Raw genomic sequence first — 15,716 nt, 5'->3', positions numbered from 1 at the left:
AAACATCGGTGACAAACACCGAGGCGAACAAGAAGACACCCTCTTCTTACTAATAGTAAAGATTTTTTTGGAGTAATCTATCATGATGGGAATTAATACCAACGCACCTTCACTTGGCGCACAAATGAACCTCAGCAAATCTGCTGGTTCCCTTGAAACTTCAATCTCTCGACTGTCTTCCGGCTTGCGAGTCAACAGCGCAAAAGACGACGCAGCTGGCCTGGCTATTGCGGAACGGATGACCGCTCAGATTCGTGGCTTCGACGTGGCATCCCGCAACGCGAATGACGGTATTTCATTGTTGCAAGTGGCCGATGGCGCCCTGGGCAAAATCACTGACAACCTGCAGCGCATGCGTGAATTGGGTGTTCAATCGAAAAATGGCACCTTGAACGACACTGACCGCGCCAACCTGAACCGCGAATTTTCGGAGCTGGCCAACGAAGTGGGCCGTGTTGCAACAGGCACATCCTTCAATGACAACACAGTGTTTGCATCGGCGAACAAATCAGTTGAATTGCAAATTGGTGCAGGCAACGAAACAACTGACACCTTGGCAGTGAACCTGACTGACGACGGCACAGCGACCGGCAACGACTTGCAAACCACCCTGGGTGGCGCAACACAGGCCCTGATCGCGACAGCCCTTGGCGGTGTGGATTCCGCAGCCAACGCTGAAACTGCGATCGATACAATCGACACCGCGATTGATGACATCACCAACCTGCGTTCTACAGTAGGTGCTGGCTTGAGCCGACTGGAACAAGTGGCCTCCTCACTGGAAACCAACAGCAGCAACCTGAGTTCAGCCCGTGGCCGAATCATGGACGCTGACTTTGCCAAGGAAACTGCGAACCTGACCCGTTCACAGATTCTGCAACAGGCCGGTACCGCTATGCTGGCCCAGGCTAATCAGCTGCCCAACAACGTGTTGAGCCTGCTGCGTTAATCGAAGAGTCACTCCGAGCGACCCCTGGTTTGACAGTGCACCCTGCAACACGCACTGGAAAACCGGGGGAAGTTCAGACCAAGTTTCAAACAAAATGGCCCAATTACGGCACCCCCGCCGCAAACTTGAGGGCTATCAAAAATTCTCTTGAGAAAGTGAATTTTTTCGCATTTTTTTCTAAAGTTCCTGTTTTTTCAAGCGTTAAGGAATCATGAGGCAGCACACACAGTGATGCAGCCCGATGAACTCAACTGAATTGCTTGGAGAAATATCATGCTAGGAATCAATACCAACGTTGCATCACTGACCGCCCAGAAGAACCTGTCTGGTTCAGGTATGGGTTTGAACAACTCAATCGCCCGCTTGTCCTCTGGCCTTCGTGTAAACAGCGCCAAGGACGACGCAGCAGGCCTGGCAATCGCCGAGCGCATGCAAGCGCAGATCAAGGGCTTTGATGTGGCTGGCCGCAATGCCAATGACGGTATCTCTCTTCTCCAGGTCGCTGACGGCGCCATGGGCAAGATCACGGACAACCTGCAGCGCATGCGTGAATTGGCAGTACAGGCCAAGAACGGCACCCTGAACGACACCGACCGCGTGAACCTGAACCGTGAATACACGGAGCTGGCCAACGAAGTGGACCGCATCACCACAGGCAGCACCTTCAACGGCAACAACCTGTTTGATGCAGCCAACCAGACACTGAGCTTCCAGGTGGGCACGGGCAACGCCACCACCGACACACTTGAATTGAATTTGACCGACGACGGCTTGAGCACAGGCAACGACCTGACTACCATCCTGACCAACGGCGCAGCCGATATTCAAACCAACCTCGGTGCCATCACCGACGTGGCCAACGCCACCACGGCGATTGACACACTGGACGCCTCGATTGATGCCATCACGGGCATTCGGGCTGTGGTGGGCGCGGGCCAAAGCCGCCTTGAACAGGTGGCTTCCTTTGCCGACACCTCCAGCACCAATCTGCAGGCTGCGCGCGGACGCATCATGGACGCTGACTTCGCCAAGGAAACAGCGAACCTGACCCGTTCACAGATTTTGCAGCAGGCTGGCACCGCCATGCTGGCCCAGGCCAACCAGTTGCCCAACAACGTGCTGAGCCTGTTGCAGTAAATCAGATTCGCAAAATTGATTTTTGAAATCAAGAAACCTGATTTTTGATTTTTCCAAATTGGATTATCCCCTTTTCATGGGGATAATCCAATTTCGTTTTTGAAACTTAATTTACATTAATTAATAAAAGGAATTAACCCTATACATTTTTGAAAAACATCTCCGTTAGTTGTAGTGTCAGCAAGAGAAGCTGAGCAGGGTTACCTAACCCACACCGACAAAAACCCCTAAACCTGGTTTTGTCAACTCAACCGCAAGGAGGTCCTAAATGTTAGGAATCAACACAAACGCCCCTTCACTGGGCGCACAAACAAACCTGAGCAGATCGGCGGGTTCCCTAGAAACTTCAATCGCTCGCCTGTCTTCCGGCTTGCGAGTCAACAGCTCGAAAGACGATGCAGCCGGTTTGGCGATTGCTGAACGGATGACCGCCCAGATACGCGGCTTTGATGTAGCTTCCCGCAACGCCAACGACGGCATTTCACTGCTGCAAGTGGCAGATGGCGCCCTGGGTAAAATCACTGATAACCTGCAGCGCATGCGTGAACTGGGCGTACAAGCCAAAAACGGCACTTTGAACGACACCGACCGCGCAAACCTGAACCGTGAATTCACGGAACTGGCCAACGAAGTCGGCCGTGTTGCAACAGGCACCACGTTCAACGACAACAACGTGTTCGCAGCTGCAAACAAATCCGTTGAATTGCAGATTGGTTCAGGCAATGACGCTGCAGACACCTTGAACGTCAACCTGACTGACGACGGCCTTGCCGGCGGCAACGATCTGCAAACCACCCTGGGTGGCGCAACACAGGCAGCCATCGTGACGGCTTTCGGTGGCGTGGACACCGCGGCCAATGCAGAAACCGCAATCGACACCATTGACACTGCAATTGACGACATCACCAACCTTCGCGCCACAACCGGTGCAGGTTTGAGTCGACTTGAACAGGTCGTGGGTTCATTGGAAACAACTAGCAGCAACCTGAGTTCAGCCCGCGGCCGAATCATGGATGCCGACTTTGCCAAGGAAACTGCGAACCTGACCCGTTCACAGATTCTGCAACAGGCCGGTACCGCCATGCTGGCACAGGCCAACCAGCTGCCCAATAACGTGTTGAGTCTACTGCGTTAAGGCCAGGGCAAGCGTAACCTTGGACACAATACAGGCATGCCACAAGCGCGCCTGTATTGAACAAAAAGCCCGATGAACCAAGCGCATCGGGCTTTTTTTATTGTTAAAGAAAGACAGTAAACCTGCCGTTAATCAAGTCATGAGGGCTTGTAATGCCCGCTTAGAATGCAAAAGGTGGCGAAAATGAATATTTCAAACATGTCTGATTATGCAACGGCGCTGCAAAAGCCGCAGGACGCCAGCAACGTCAAAGCCATCACAGGCAATGCACCTAAACCCATTCTGGGCGAAGGCGCAGAGTTGACTGTGGAAGAGGTGATTGAAGTCGTTCAAAAAGCCAACGATGCGCTGGCCAGCAACCAATCCAATTTGCAGTTCCTGATTGACAACGACAACGGCAGACCCATTGTACAAATTGTCGATCGGGAAACGCAGGAAATACTGAAACAGATTCCTTCTGTGGAAATGCTGAAAATCGCCAAGGCCATTGAAAAAATGCAAGGCGTTCTCATGTCGCGCGAAGTCTGAGAACCCAACAACGTGAAGGAGCTTTAACATGCCATCGATTTCATCTGCAGGCATTGGGTCTGGACTGGACATTGAGGGAATCATCAGCTCGCTGATGGCCGCCGAGCGCCTGCCCCTGAACAAGGTGAGTACTGAAAGAACGGCGATCAATACCAAGATTTCGATCTACGGTATCATCAAGAACTCATTTGCCGACTTGAAAACGGCTACAGACAAACTCACCAACCTGAGCAACCTGAACCCACTGAAAGCCACATCCACAGACGACAAGGTGGTATCGGCCACAGCCAGTTCGGCCAATGCCAAGGGCAGCTACAGCATTGAAGTCAGCCAGTTGGCCAAAGCGCAAAGCGTAGCCACCCTGGGCGTGGCCACAGCCGACACCGTGGTGGGCACAGGCAGCCTGACCATTACACTGGGCAGTTACGATTCAAACACCAACACCTTCACCGACAATGCCGACAAAACACCGGTAACGATCAATATTGGTGCTGGCCAGCAAACGCTGGAAGGGGTTCGGCAAGCGATCAATGAAGCAAACGCCGGGGTGAACGCCTCCATCGTGAACGATGGCGCAGGCTCACGGTTGGTTTTGACCAGCAAGGACACCGGTGCGGTCAACGGCTTCAAGCTGGAAGTGGCTGACGACGATGGCAACAACACCAATGTGGCTGGCTTGTCACGCCTGGCTTATGACCCCACTGCCCTTGCAGGCTCCGGCAAGAATGCAGACACACTGCAAGCTGCGCAAAATGCCAACTTCACCATCAACAATCTGCCAGTGAGCAAGGCCAGCAACACTGTGAGCGATGCAGTGGAAGGTCTGACACTGAACCTGAAAGCAGTCACCACGACCCCGATCAACCTAGAAGTGGGGCTGGATGACGCTGCCTTGAAGACCACGCTGGATGGTTTTGTGACGGCGTACAACAAAATTCGCGGCAACCTGAAAGACCAACAGCAAAAAGACGCCACGCTGTCCAAGGAAACAACCCCTTCGAGCCTGGAAAGGGGCTTGCGCAATATTTTGCGTGAACAGGTGGCCCAATACGGCATCGGCTTGAGTGACATTGGCCTGAGCTTTGACAAGGACGGTGTACTGTCCCTGAACAAAAGCAAACTGGACACGGCTGTGGCCGCAGACCCTGCCATACTCGAAAAAGTATTTTCAAACACCGCCACGACCACGGATGCGCGGGTGAAATTCCTGGGAGCCACCAGCAAAACGCTGGAAGGCACCTACGCCATCAATGTCAGCAATGCTTACAACGGCAGCAATACGATAGCAGGCACCATCAATGGCGTTGCTGCAACGGGTGTCAGCAGTACGCTCAGCGGTGCAGTTGGCGATGCAAGTGAAGGCCTGCAGTTTTCAGTGGCACAAGATGCTTCCGGCAATATGGGCAGCATCACCTTCAGCAAAGGGCTGGCCGAACGCCTGAGCGACTGGATCAACACCCTGTCTGACGAAGGTGGTGCGTTGTCTTCCAGAACGGATGGATTGAACAGCAGAAAACTTCGACTCGACGACCAGGAAGATCGCCTGAACCTTCGGCTTGAACAGGTTGAGAAACGCTACAGGGCGCAATTCAGCGCTCTGGACAGCATGCTGGCCAGCATGCAGCAAACCAGCTCCTACCTCAGTCAGCAATTGGCCGCACTTTCGAGATAAGGACAAGCCACGAACTGTGCCCTAAAACCCCTGTTTTTAGGTCGATCAAACAGGGGATGCACAGCCTACTATCTGTATAAGACAAACCACCCAGTGAAAAAACCCATGATGTACGGCGCAAAAGCATATGCACAAGTTGGACTGGAGACAGGCATTAACAGCGCCTCTCCCCATGGCCTGATTGTGATGCTCTACGACGGGGCCATTGAGGCCATTCGCAAGGCCAAGATCTACATGGAAATGCGGGACATTGAAATGAAGACCAAATCGGTAGACAAGGCGTTGAGAATCATCAAGGACGGCTTGACTGCCGCCCTGGATGTCAACGCAGGCGGCGACCTGGCCAAACAACTGCTTTCCTTGTACGACTACATTGGCAAGGAACTGATTTTGGCCAATGCCCAGAACAGCGCCCAGCGCATGGACACCTGCATCGGTTTGCTGGATGACTTGCGTGGCGCGTGGCTTGAAATTGGCCAAACCGCCACCAGACCGTAACAACACTTATAGGACCGCTCGACACCATGATTTTCGCGACAGAAAACAACGGTACGATCATGAAGCTTTACGCCGCCATTGCGAACCAGAGCCAGATCATGCTGGACTCTGCAAAGTCTGGCAATTGGGACGAATTGTGTGCAGCCGAAGAACAGTGTTCAAAACTGATACACGAGCTTCAAGCCATCAAGCAGGCGCAACAAACTGAATTGAATGAAAAAGAACGCAGCCAGCACATCGGCTACCTGAAAAAAATCCTGGCCGATGATGCAGCCATTCGCGACATCACTGAACCCCGCCTCAAGCAGTTGGAAGAATTTCTTCGTGCAGCCAACAACTCACAGAAACTCAGCAGCTCGTACGGGTCCAACTAAGCCACGGCATCAACACGGACGGGTGTGAGACATGTCATTGACTCCGGTTAAATCGGCTCCGCCCAGTGTCAATTCCCTGCTGCAATCCAACCCGGGCGACCGGGTCAGTTCAGGCAAGGGGGAAATTGCGCCCGTGGTCGCGATTCTGTCGCGGCAACTCCCCCTGCCCCAGGCGCAACAACTGGCAGGACAAACTGCACTGGTTCGCGTGGTCAAGGGCGGCCCAGGCAATGAGGCCGAACTGGACTTTGCCGGCCAAAACATTCAGGTCAAACTGCCACCAGGCCGATCTCTGACCGCAGGCGAAATGGTCACAGTCAGCTTTGCCTTGGCCAGCAAAGGCGACGACCTGTCAGCTGGTGGGGCCACTGGCACCTCTGGCAACAAGAAAATTCAGGAAGCGCGCAATCTCATCACTCCGACCACTGCGGGTCAGGATGAAGGTGAGGCACAGGAATCGCCCAGCTTTGTCGACCGCTTGTCGGGCTCGGCCCGCCTGATCGGTTTGCTGGAACGACTTGGGCAAGGAACCACCACACAGGTGTCAACCACGGTCATGAGTAGCCTGAAACAACTCAGCACCCAGATTCAAGCCCAACTGGGTGCGGGTAATCCATTGACGCTGACAGACAGCAAAGCCAATATCGAAGCGCAAGGCGCACCGGGTGCGGCCAACCCTGCGGCCAACAACTCTGCCAGGGCTGCACAACAGCTCACCCCGTCAAGCCAATTGAACAACGCACTGGCAGGTGTATTGGCGAGGCAAGTCAGCTCGGCAGTTGAAAACAGTGGCCTGTTCTATGAATCGCATTTGCAACAGTGGGCCAATGGGCAGAGAAGCACCGACGAGATCGCGCGCGAACCTCAGGCCCGTTTTGGCCAAGACCAAGTCATCAGCGAGAAAGGCCTGAGCCCCTCTGCGGTGGATCAATCGGTCAAACTGATTACGGCACAACTGGCCACGCTAGACAACAACCGGATTTCCCTCGCCTTGAACGGCCTGCTCGGTCAGCCAGTACAAATCGACATTGAACCCGATGAACCATCGGGCGAGGAACAACAGGCTGAAGAACAAGGTGCTGAACCAGCGCGCCCCTGGGTTGCGAAACTGAAGCTGGACATGCCTCATCTGGGTGAGCTTCATGTGCGGGTACGCATGATAGGTTCACAGTGTGATGTGCAGATTTCCGGGCAGGCGCACAGCAAATCGGCGATCGACCCACATTGGCATGAATTCCGGACCGCCATGGACAACCAGGGAATCAAACTGGTTCATGGCCAGTTCATGGTGCCGTCGGAGACCAAGATTGACCAGTAAGTTGAACCCGCAGCAGGCTGTTGCACTGGCCTACCTGGAGCACTCGGGTGCCCCCAAGGTCGTGGCCAAGGGCAAGGGGCTGATTGCCGAGCAGATCATACAAAAGGCCAAAGACTCCGGGGTGTTTGTGCATGAAAGCAGGGAACTGGTTTCCCTGCTGATGAATGTAGACCTGGACCAGCAGATCCCCCCCGGTTTGTACCAGGCCATTGCAGAATTGCTGGCTTGGGTGTATCAAATTGAAAACAAAGAATTCAAAACAGAGGGATAACCGTGAATCACAACACCAGCATCGCGCCAGAAAGCGATCCAAAACTCCTTAAAGAATTCAGCTTGAGCGCAGAACCCACGCTGCGCAAACTGCTGACCACCATTGAAGAAGATGAACATGAGTTGTATGTATTCTTGCAAGCCGACCACACCCAGTTTGTCACTGAAATATTGAATATTGACTGGCAAACAGGTTTGATCTGGCTTGGAACACCCTACGAAAAATCATTGAGCGCGGGTTGCAATGGCTCAAGTGCCTATGTCATCGTGGCTTTCCCGGACGGAGTAAAGGTACAGTTTGCAGGAATTGGTATTCTTCAAAGTGAATACCAGGGCGCAGATGCCTTGCGGATTGCCATTCCGAAATCCATTGTTCGCCTGCAACGCCGAAACTATTTCCGGGTGATGGCAGATGAAGAACTGAACCACCAGGTCAAGCTGGAAATTCCGGCATATCCTGACAGACCCAACCTGATTGACCTCAGCCTGGCGGGTTGCGGATTTACGCTGATGGCTCAGGCTGGGCAATTCGAATCGGGCCAGGTCCTGTCTAATGTCCAGTTGACATTGCCTGACGGGGAAAGCAGCCTGCTGGTTGACCTGGTAGTTCGAAACATCAAACCCACTGTGGATAACCCTGACCTGATTCAGCTGGGCTGCGAAATGAAAGCGGCACAACGCAATGCAGAACGGCGTTTGCAGCGGTTCCTGCTGGCCACCGAGCGCAGGCAAAGGGCCAACCTGCACTCGATCGATTAGGCGTCAATCAAGAGGCTTAGCGGCGTTTGCTGCTGCCCAACAAGGAACCAAGAATACCGCGCATCAATTCGCGGCCAACCTGGGAACCGATGCTGCGGGCTGCGCTTTTTGCCATGGTTTCGGCAACACTTTGGCGTTTGCGCCCTCCCGCGCCCGTCGTGCCGAACAACATGTCACCCAGACCACCCAAGGCGCTTTTCTCTTCAGCGGTTTGCTCGCCCTTTACAGCCGTTGTGCTTACGGCATCTTGGGCAGCCATGGCCTGCGCTGTGTGCGCTTTCAACATCTCGAAAGCCGATTCACGGTCCACGGTTTGTTCATACACCCCGGCCACCAGCGAGTTGGCAATCAATGTCTTGCATTGCTCTGGCGTGGCTGGGCCAAACTTGCTGGCAGGTGGGTATACCCAGGCACGGCAGGTTGGGCTTGGTGTGCCTTTGGGGTCCAGGAAACTAACCAGTGCTTCACCCACGGCCAGCTCGGTGATGCTGGCCTCAATGTCCAGACCCGGGTTCGGGCGCATGGTTTCAGCCGCCACTTTCACCGCCTTTTGATCCCTTGGTGTGAAAGCGCGCAAGGCGTGCTGAACGCGGTTGCCCAACTGGCCCAGCACGGAATCCGGCACGTCCAGCGGGTTCTGGGTCACAAAATAAACACCCACCCCTTTGGAGCGGATCAAGCGGACCACCAACTCCACTTTCTCGATCAATGGCTTGGGGGCATCTGTGAACAAAAGGTGGGCTTCATCAAAGAAAAACACCATTTTGGGTTTGTCCACATCGCCCACCTCGGGCAGGTTTTCGAACAACTCCGACAACAACCACAACAAAAACGTGGCGTACAGTTTGGGGGAATTCATAAGCTGGCTGGCCGCCAGAATGTTGACCACACCCCGGCCGTTTGAATCGGTCTGCATCATGTCGTCAATGTTCAGCATGGGCTCGCCAAAAAACTGGTCTGCCCCCTGCCCTTCAAGGGCCAGCAGGCCGCGCTGAATGGCACCCACCGATGCAGCAGAAATATTGCCGTATTCGGTCGTGAATTCTTTCGCATTTTCGCCCACATGCTGCAACATGGCACGCAGGTCTTTCAGGTCGAGCAACAGCATGCCGTTGTCATCGGCAATTTTGAATACCAGGTTCAGCAGGCCTTCCTGCGTGTCATTCAAACCCAGCAAACGGCCCAACAACAAAGGACCCAGGTCTGAAATGGTGGCCCGTACAGGGTGTCCCTGTTTGCCGAATACATCCCACAAAGTCACTGGGCTACCTGCAAATTCAGGCACTGGGATACCCGTCGTTTTCAGGCGTTCCTCGAACTTCGGGGAGGATTGACCTGGTTGAGAAATACCGGTCAGGTCGCCTTTGACATCGGCCATGAATACAGGCGTACCCATTCTGGAAAAAGCCTCGGCCAACACCTGCAAAGTGACAGTTTTTCCGGTGCCGGTTGCCCCGGTAATAAGACCATGGCGATTGGCCAATTGCGGCAGCATGACCAGGTCTGTGGCGCTTTCGGCGCGGTTGTCTCGGGCTATCGGGAAAGGTGCAATCATGGGGTTGGCTCCGGTTCATCGCGGTGTTCGATGAACTGGATTGTGCCACACGCCGATTGCAATTCAGATCATTACACCGGCATGTTCATGATGTCGTTGTAGGCTTGCAGAATTTTGTTGCGCGCCTGAACCACCGCCGTGAATTGCAGGGACGACGTGTTCATGGCAATCACTGTTTCTTCCACCGAGGCAGTAGGGTCGTCCATCTGCAAACGCTTGCCCATTTCAGCAGACTTGTCCGCCGCCATGCTGGCGCTTTCCAGCGCCTTGGAAATGGCATCGGCAAATGAAGCCTGGTCCACCCCCTGTGGCTTGCTGCTCAGCGGTGCGCCCTTCAGCGCATCGGTCACCGCACTGCTTAAAAGGCCACTCACGGCCCCCATTTTGTCAATCATGAATTGCTCCAAAGCAAGAATGTCTGGTTCTACCCTCTCTTTGTACAGCCAAGCGGGGCAAGCCATTGCCACAAACAAGGGGTAAAAGTGCCCCTATTTTTTGAACCGCGATCTCAAGTTTTGGAAATAGCTGCCGTTAAAGGCCCCTTTTTACCGCATTGCCCGCAAGAACGAACACGCACAATGCAGGGGTAGAACAATTCAACTTACACGCAGGTATTACATGGCAGAAGTTCTCAGCAGCCCCGAAGTGATCGGACCCGTTGGCAACAACCCGATTACCAACATGCAGCAACGTTTTGCAAGATTGCCCCAAAAAAACAAGATCGGTATTCTTGTCGGAGTGCCCCTGCTGATCGCCATGCTGGCCTCGCTGCTGATGTGGGCCAATCAGACCAGCTACCGCGTATTGTTCAGTGGATTGAATGATCAGGACGGCGGCGCCATAGTTGAGGCGCTCACCCAGATGAAAGTGCCCTACGAATTCAACACCGCAGGTACAGCGATTCTGGTGCCTTCCGATAAAGTCTACGACACCCGCCTGGCACTGGCCAGCCAGGGCCTTCCCAAAGGCACCGTAAGTGGCTTTGAAGCCATGGACAACCAGAAGCTGGGTATTACCCAGTTTCAGGAACAGGTGAATTACCAGCGTGCACTGGAAGGTGAACTGGTTCGTTCCATTCAATCCATTTCAGCCGTACAAAGCGCCCGCGTGCATTTGGCCATACCCAAGCCCTCGATTTTCATTCGCGAAAAACAAACCCCCAGCGCGTCGATTGTGCTGAATCTGTTTGGCAGCCGCACTTTGTCTGAACCACAAATCAACGGCATTGTTCACCTGGTTGCATCGAGCCTGCCCAGCATGAACCCGGAAGACGTCAGCATCGTGGACCAATCCGGCCGTTTGCTCACGGGTAAAACCCAACTTGAAAGTGGTTTGAACCCCACCCAACTGGCTTACACCAATCAGATTGAACAAAGCCTGACCAGCCGCATTGTGGATATCCTTACCCCCGTATTTGGCAGCGAAAACGTGCGCGCCACCGTGACGGCCAACATGGACTACTCCACGTCCGAGCGCACCGACGAAATTTACAAACCCAACGGTGACGCGACACAGGCCACCATTCGCAGCCAGCAGATCAGTGAATCAAACGACGGCACCAGCAGCAACCCGCAAGGTGTGCCCGGTGTCATGGCCAACACGCCACCCGGTGCAGCAGCAGCCAACATTGGCCAAAACCCGCAACAGGCGCTCGCCAACGGCAACACGGCGCCTGCGCAAACCAACAACAGCAGCCGCAAAGATTCCACCGTGAACTACGAAGTGGACAAGTCGATTCAATACACGAAAGCACAGGTGGGCAAGATCGAACGCCTGTCAGCCGCCGTCGTGGTGAATTTCAAGACCATCACCGACCCCAAGGGTGAAACGCGCCAGGTGCCTTTGACACCAGAGGAAATCACCCAGCTGGACAACCTGGTGAAACAGGCCATTGGATTTGACGAAAAACGTGGCGATGCCGTGAATGTGGTCAACCAGGCCTTCACCAAGGTGGAAGAAGAAACAATCCCCATGTGGGCTCAGCAGGAAACCATGGACTTGGCCAAATCACTGGGCTTGCCGATTGGTATCGCACTGATCGCCGCCATCCTGGTGTTTGGCGTGTTCCGCCCCATGATGAAGCCTGCTGAGATCAATGCCTATGACGACGGCCCCGAACTGCTGCCAGGACAGCGCACACCGCTTCTGGCCAGCCGTGTGGGCGATGACAACGATGTGGAATTGCTGGAACAATTACAACGCGAAGGCACCCTGCCCGGCATGAACCGCCAGGAAAAACTGGAGAAGCTTCGCGAATTGGCGAAAGAGCACCCCCAGATTGTGGCCAACATCGTGAAAAACTGGGTCAACGGCGAAACACAGAACGCTTAAGGCAAACCTTCAGCAGAACAAGGAACAGACAACATGGCAGACAGCGAACTCGGCATCCAGAAAAGCGCAATCCTGATGCTCAGCCTCGGCGAAGAAGAAGCCGCTGAAGTATTCAAATACCTGGGCCCCAAGGAAGTTCAAAAGCTGGGGCAGCAGATGTCCAAGACCAAGGACGTGCCAGTAGACCGCATCGAGGAAATTGCTGGTGAAGTGGTGAACATGGCACAAAGCCAGAGCGCACTGGGACTGGATTCCGACGCTTACATTCGCAACGTGCTGACCAAAGCGCTGGGCGAAGACAAAGCCGGCTTTTTGCTCGACCGCATTCTGCAGGGCAGCGACACATCAGGCATTGAAGGCCTGAAGTGGATGGACCCGGGCACAGTGGCTGAACTGATCAAGAACGAACACCCGCAGATCATTGCCACCATTCTCGTGCACCTTGAACGCGACTTTGCCGCCGCCATTCTGAACCTGTTTGTCGACCGCCTTCGCAGCGACGTGGTGCTGCGCATCGCCACCATTGATGGTATTCAGCCCAACGCCCTGCTTGAACTGAACGACGTACTGTCCAAGGTACTGGCCGGCGGCGACAAGCTGAAGAAAACCACCCTGGGTGGCGTACGTGCTGCGGCTGAAATTTTGAACTTCGTGGGCACCACTTCAGAGAAAACCGTGCTCGACACCATCCGCGAATACGACAACGAACTCAGCCAGCGCATTCAGGATGAAATGTTCACCTTCGACAACCTGCTCGACATTGACGACCGCGGCATGCAGAGCATTTTGCGCGATGTTCAAGGCGACGTGCTGGTCATTGCCCTGAAAGGCGCAGACGAAGCCATTCGCGAGAAAGTGTTCAAGAACATGTCTGCCCGTGCAGCCGAAGCACTTCGGGATGACCTCGAAAGTCGCGGCCCCGTTCGCCTGTCGGAAGTGGAAGCAGCACAAAAGGATGTTCTGAAAGTCGCAAGAAAACTGGCCGATGCAGGCGAGTTGGTATTGGGTGGTGGAGGCGACGATGCGTTCGTCTAGCCGTATCATCCGCGGCCTGGATGCCGCAGAATTGCCCAGTTGGTCAGTGGATTTGATTGGCGATGTCTATCAGAATCCGGTTGAACGGATGATGTCGGACGCAGATCGCCAAAGGGCAAAGAATGCCCAGCCGGCAAAACCCCTTTCAGCCGAGGAAACGCGCCTGAAAGAATGGGAAGACGCGCTGGCTCGCCGGGAAGCACAATTGAAACTGCTTGAACGCGACACCCTGAAAGAAGCCGAAGAAAAAGGCCTGCAAACCGGCTACGAAGCGGGCTGGAACACGGCCCACAATGAACGGGTGGCATTGCTTCAAGCGACCAAAAGCATGGAAGACGAATTCGAGCGGTTCAAGCTTGAACTGTCTGACAAGTTACTGGACCTGGCTGTGCTGGTGAGCAAAAAAGTGATTGCCGACACAGTCACCTTGCAACCCCAACAGGCCGCCCTGCTGCTGAACCAGGTGCTGGACAGCATGCAGTTGTACAGCAAGGCAGTCACACTGCGAGCCCACCCCAATACCCTTCGTGTACTGGAAGCCCAGTTTGGTGACCAGAAAATGCTGGGCAACATTCGCCTGATGGAAGACCCGCAACAACTGCAAGGCGGCTTCATTCTTCAACACCCGGAAGGGGAAGTGGACGCCACCTTGCAAACCCGCTGGCTTCGCGCCATCGAATCTTTGGGCAAAAGCAACCCGATTACACCCGACGACTTGAACAGCGACCCTGAAAAGGACAGTGAATAAATGGCCGAATTGCTTGAATGGATTGATGAGTGCAAATTTCTGGTTGAACACAGTCAGCCACAAGTTGCAACCGGCAAGTTGACCCGCGTGGCGGGTTTGGTGATGGAGGCAGTGGGCCTCAAACTGCCCGTGGGTAGTGTGTGCACCGTAGTACAAAAAGGCGCACCCCCGCTTGAAGCCGAAGTGGTGGGTTTCAACGGCGACAAACTGTTTTTAATGCCTGCGACCGATGTGCATGGCATGACACCAGGCGCCAAAGTGATTGCACAGGAACCCCCTCCCATCGCCCCAAAGCTGGGTGTGAAAGCACACCCCTGGCGCCGCCCGGAAGACAAGACCAAGCACTTGCCTGTGGGTGACAGCCTGCTGGGCCGCGTGGTGGACAGCAATGGAAAACCACTGGACACGCTGGGTGAGCTGAAATTCGAAAAGCGTTGCCCCCTGGCCGCCCGCCCCATCAACCCGCTTGAGCGCGAACCCATTACAGAAACTCTTGATGTGGGCGTGCGCGCAATCAACGCACTACTGACTGTGGGCCGTGGCCAGCGAATCGGCCTGATGGCCGGTTCCGGCGTGGGCAAATCGGTGCTGTTGGGCATGATGGCCCGCTACACCAAGGCCGACCGCGTGGTGGTGGGCTTGATTGGCGAACGGGGCCGCGAAGTCAAGGAATTCATTGAACAGATTCTGGGTGAAGAAGGCTTGAAACGCAGCGTCGTGATCGCAGCGCCCGCCGATGTCAGCCCCCTGCTTCGCATGCAAGGTGCTGCCTACACCCAGGTGGTAGCCGAGCACTTTCGCGACCAGGGCCACAACGTGCTGATGATCATGGATTCACTGACACGCTACGCCATGGCCCAACGTGAAATTGCATTGGCGATTGGCGAACCCCCTGCCACCAAAGGTTACCCACCCAGTGTGTTTGCCAAATTGCCCACGCTGGTTGAGCGTGCCGGAAACGGCCGCAAGGGTGGCGGATCGATCACGGCGTTTTATACGGTGCTGACCGAGGGCGATGACCAGCAAGATCCGATTGCCGATTCCGCCCGCGCCATTCTGGACGGTCACATTGTGCTGTCGCGTCAACTCGCTGAAAGTGGCCATTACCCCGCCATTGACATTGAACAGTCCATTTCCCGCGCCATGCACAACATCGTGCCCCCCGGACACCTGAATGCCGCGCGAGGATTGAAAGCAGCCTTCTCCAAGGTACAACGCAACCGCGACCTGATCACCGTAGGCGCTTATTCCCCCGGGGCAGACCCGCAATTGGACCATTCTTTGGCCCTTTATCCGAAGATTGAAAATCTGCTGCAGCAGTCAATGTTAGAGAGCGCGAGTTTCGATGAAGCCCTTGCGGGCCTTCAATCGCTATTCCCCAATGAATTCAAGAACGACAAACACTAA

At 54.6% G+C, this 15,716-nt stretch carries 16 protein-coding genes; 14 read left to right on the top strand and 2 right to left on the bottom strand.

Annotated features, from left to right (window positions below):
* Positions 1-82 precede the first annotated feature (82 nt).
* From RGQ30_RS05245 to RGQ30_RS05200, 10 genes are all read left to right on the top strand, one after another.
* Positions 83-949, top strand: a complete 867-nt coding sequence (locus tag RGQ30_RS05245; RefSeq protein WP_298219570.1) for a flagellin N-terminal helical domain-containing protein — start codon at positions 83-85, stop codon at positions 947-949.
* 273 nt (positions 950-1,222) lie between these two features.
* The gene (locus RGQ30_RS05240) at positions 1,223-2,086 is read left to right on the top strand and encodes a flagellin N-terminal helical domain-containing protein (RefSeq protein WP_338284825.1); all 864 of its coding nucleotides are present in this window, start codon (positions 1,223-1,225) and stop codon (positions 2,084-2,086) included.
* A gap of 268 nt (positions 2,087-2,354) precedes the next feature.
* Positions 2,355-3,221: a flagellin N-terminal helical domain-containing protein gene (locus tag RGQ30_RS05235; RefSeq protein ID WP_130558755.1), complete on the top strand. Its 867-nt coding sequence runs from the start codon at positions 2,355-2,357 to the stop codon at positions 3,219-3,221.
* Positions 3,222-3,404: 183 nt separating this feature from the next.
* Positions 3,405-3,749 (top strand): flagellar protein FlaG, encoded by a 345-nt coding sequence (locus RGQ30_RS05230; protein WP_298219558.1) that lies wholly within the window; start codon positions 3,405-3,407, stop codon positions 3,747-3,749.
* A 28-nt stretch (positions 3,750-3,777) separates the two neighbouring features.
* On the top strand, positions 3,778-5,421 hold the full coding sequence (gene fliD / locus RGQ30_RS05225) for a flagellar filament capping protein FliD (protein ID WP_130558757.1): 1,644 nt from the start codon (positions 3,778-3,780) through the stop codon (positions 5,419-5,421).
* Between the two features lie 105 nt (positions 5,422-5,526).
* A complete protein-coding gene (gene fliS / locus RGQ30_RS05220) occupies positions 5,527-5,919 on the top strand; it encodes a flagellar export chaperone FliS (RefSeq protein WP_130558758.1) in 393 nt (130 codons plus the stop codon).
* Between the two features lie 26 nt (positions 5,920-5,945).
* Entirely contained in the window at positions 5,946-6,293 is a 348-nt protein-coding gene (locus RGQ30_RS05215) for a flagellar protein FliT (RefSeq protein WP_130558759.1), read from the top strand.
* A 31-nt stretch (positions 6,294-6,324) separates the two neighbouring features.
* On the top strand, positions 6,325-7,611 hold the full coding sequence (fliK, locus tag RGQ30_RS05210) for a flagellar hook-length control protein FliK (RefSeq protein ID WP_130558760.1): 1,287 nt from the start codon (positions 6,325-6,327) through the stop codon (positions 7,609-7,611).
* A complete protein-coding gene (locus tag RGQ30_RS05205; RefSeq protein ID WP_298219551.1) occupies positions 7,568-7,882 on the top strand; it encodes an EscU/YscU/HrcU family type III secretion system export apparatus switch protein in 315 nt (104 codons plus the stop codon). Before fliK ends, RGQ30_RS05205 begins: the two co-directional genes overlap by 44 nt.
* A 2-nt stretch (positions 7,883-7,884) precedes the next feature.
* The gene (locus tag RGQ30_RS05200; RefSeq protein WP_130558762.1) at positions 7,885-8,640 is read left to right on the top strand and encodes a flagellar brake protein; all 756 of its coding nucleotides are present in this window, start codon (positions 7,885-7,887) and stop codon (positions 8,638-8,640) included.
* A 16-nt stretch (positions 8,641-8,656) separates the two neighbouring features.
* Here the strand turns inward: RGQ30_RS05200 and RGQ30_RS05195 are convergent, their stop codons facing one another.
* Complete coding sequence (locus RGQ30_RS05195) at positions 8,657-10,195, bottom strand: helicase HerA-like domain-containing protein (RefSeq protein WP_130558763.1); 1,539 nt, start codon at positions 10,193-10,195, stop codon at positions 8,657-8,659.
* Between the two features lie 71 nt (positions 10,196-10,266).
* Positions 10,267-10,590, bottom strand: coding sequence for a flagellar hook-basal body complex protein FliE (gene fliE / locus RGQ30_RS05190; RefSeq protein WP_298219547.1), 324 nt, complete (start codon positions 10,588-10,590; stop codon positions 10,267-10,269).
* 223 nt (positions 10,591-10,813) lie between these two features.
* Between fliE and fliF the strand changes: the two genes are divergently transcribed.
* The 4 genes from fliF to fliI are packed head-to-tail and all read left to right on the top strand — an operon-like array spanning position 10,814 to position 15,716.
* Positions 10,814-12,526: a flagellar basal-body MS-ring/collar protein FliF gene (fliF, locus tag RGQ30_RS05185; RefSeq protein ID WP_130558765.1), complete on the top strand. Its 1,713-nt coding sequence runs from the start codon at positions 10,814-10,816 to the stop codon at positions 12,524-12,526.
* Positions 12,527-12,559: 33 nt separating this feature from the next.
* Positions 12,560-13,561 (top strand): flagellar motor switch protein FliG, encoded by a 1,002-nt coding sequence (fliG, locus tag RGQ30_RS05180; RefSeq protein ID WP_130558766.1) that lies wholly within the window; start codon positions 12,560-12,562, stop codon positions 13,559-13,561.
* On the top strand, positions 13,548-14,309 hold the full coding sequence (locus RGQ30_RS05175) for a FliH/SctL family protein (protein ID WP_298219544.1): 762 nt from the start codon (positions 13,548-13,550) through the stop codon (positions 14,307-14,309). Before fliG ends, RGQ30_RS05175 begins: the two co-directional genes overlap by 14 nt.
* The gene (gene fliI / locus RGQ30_RS05170; RefSeq protein WP_130558768.1) at positions 14,310-15,716 is read left to right on the top strand and encodes a flagellar protein export ATPase FliI; all 1,407 of its coding nucleotides are present in this window, start codon (positions 14,310-14,312) and stop codon (positions 15,714-15,716) included. It begins immediately after the preceding gene.

Origin of the sequence: Limnobacter thiooxidans (assembly GCF_036323495.1) — a bacterium.
Taxonomy (GTDB): Bacteria; Pseudomonadota; Gammaproteobacteria; order Burkholderiales; family Burkholderiaceae_B; genus Limnobacter; species Limnobacter thiooxidans.
Note: the sequence above shows the minus strand (reverse complement) of the source record. Positions and strands in the feature narration are given on the sequence as shown.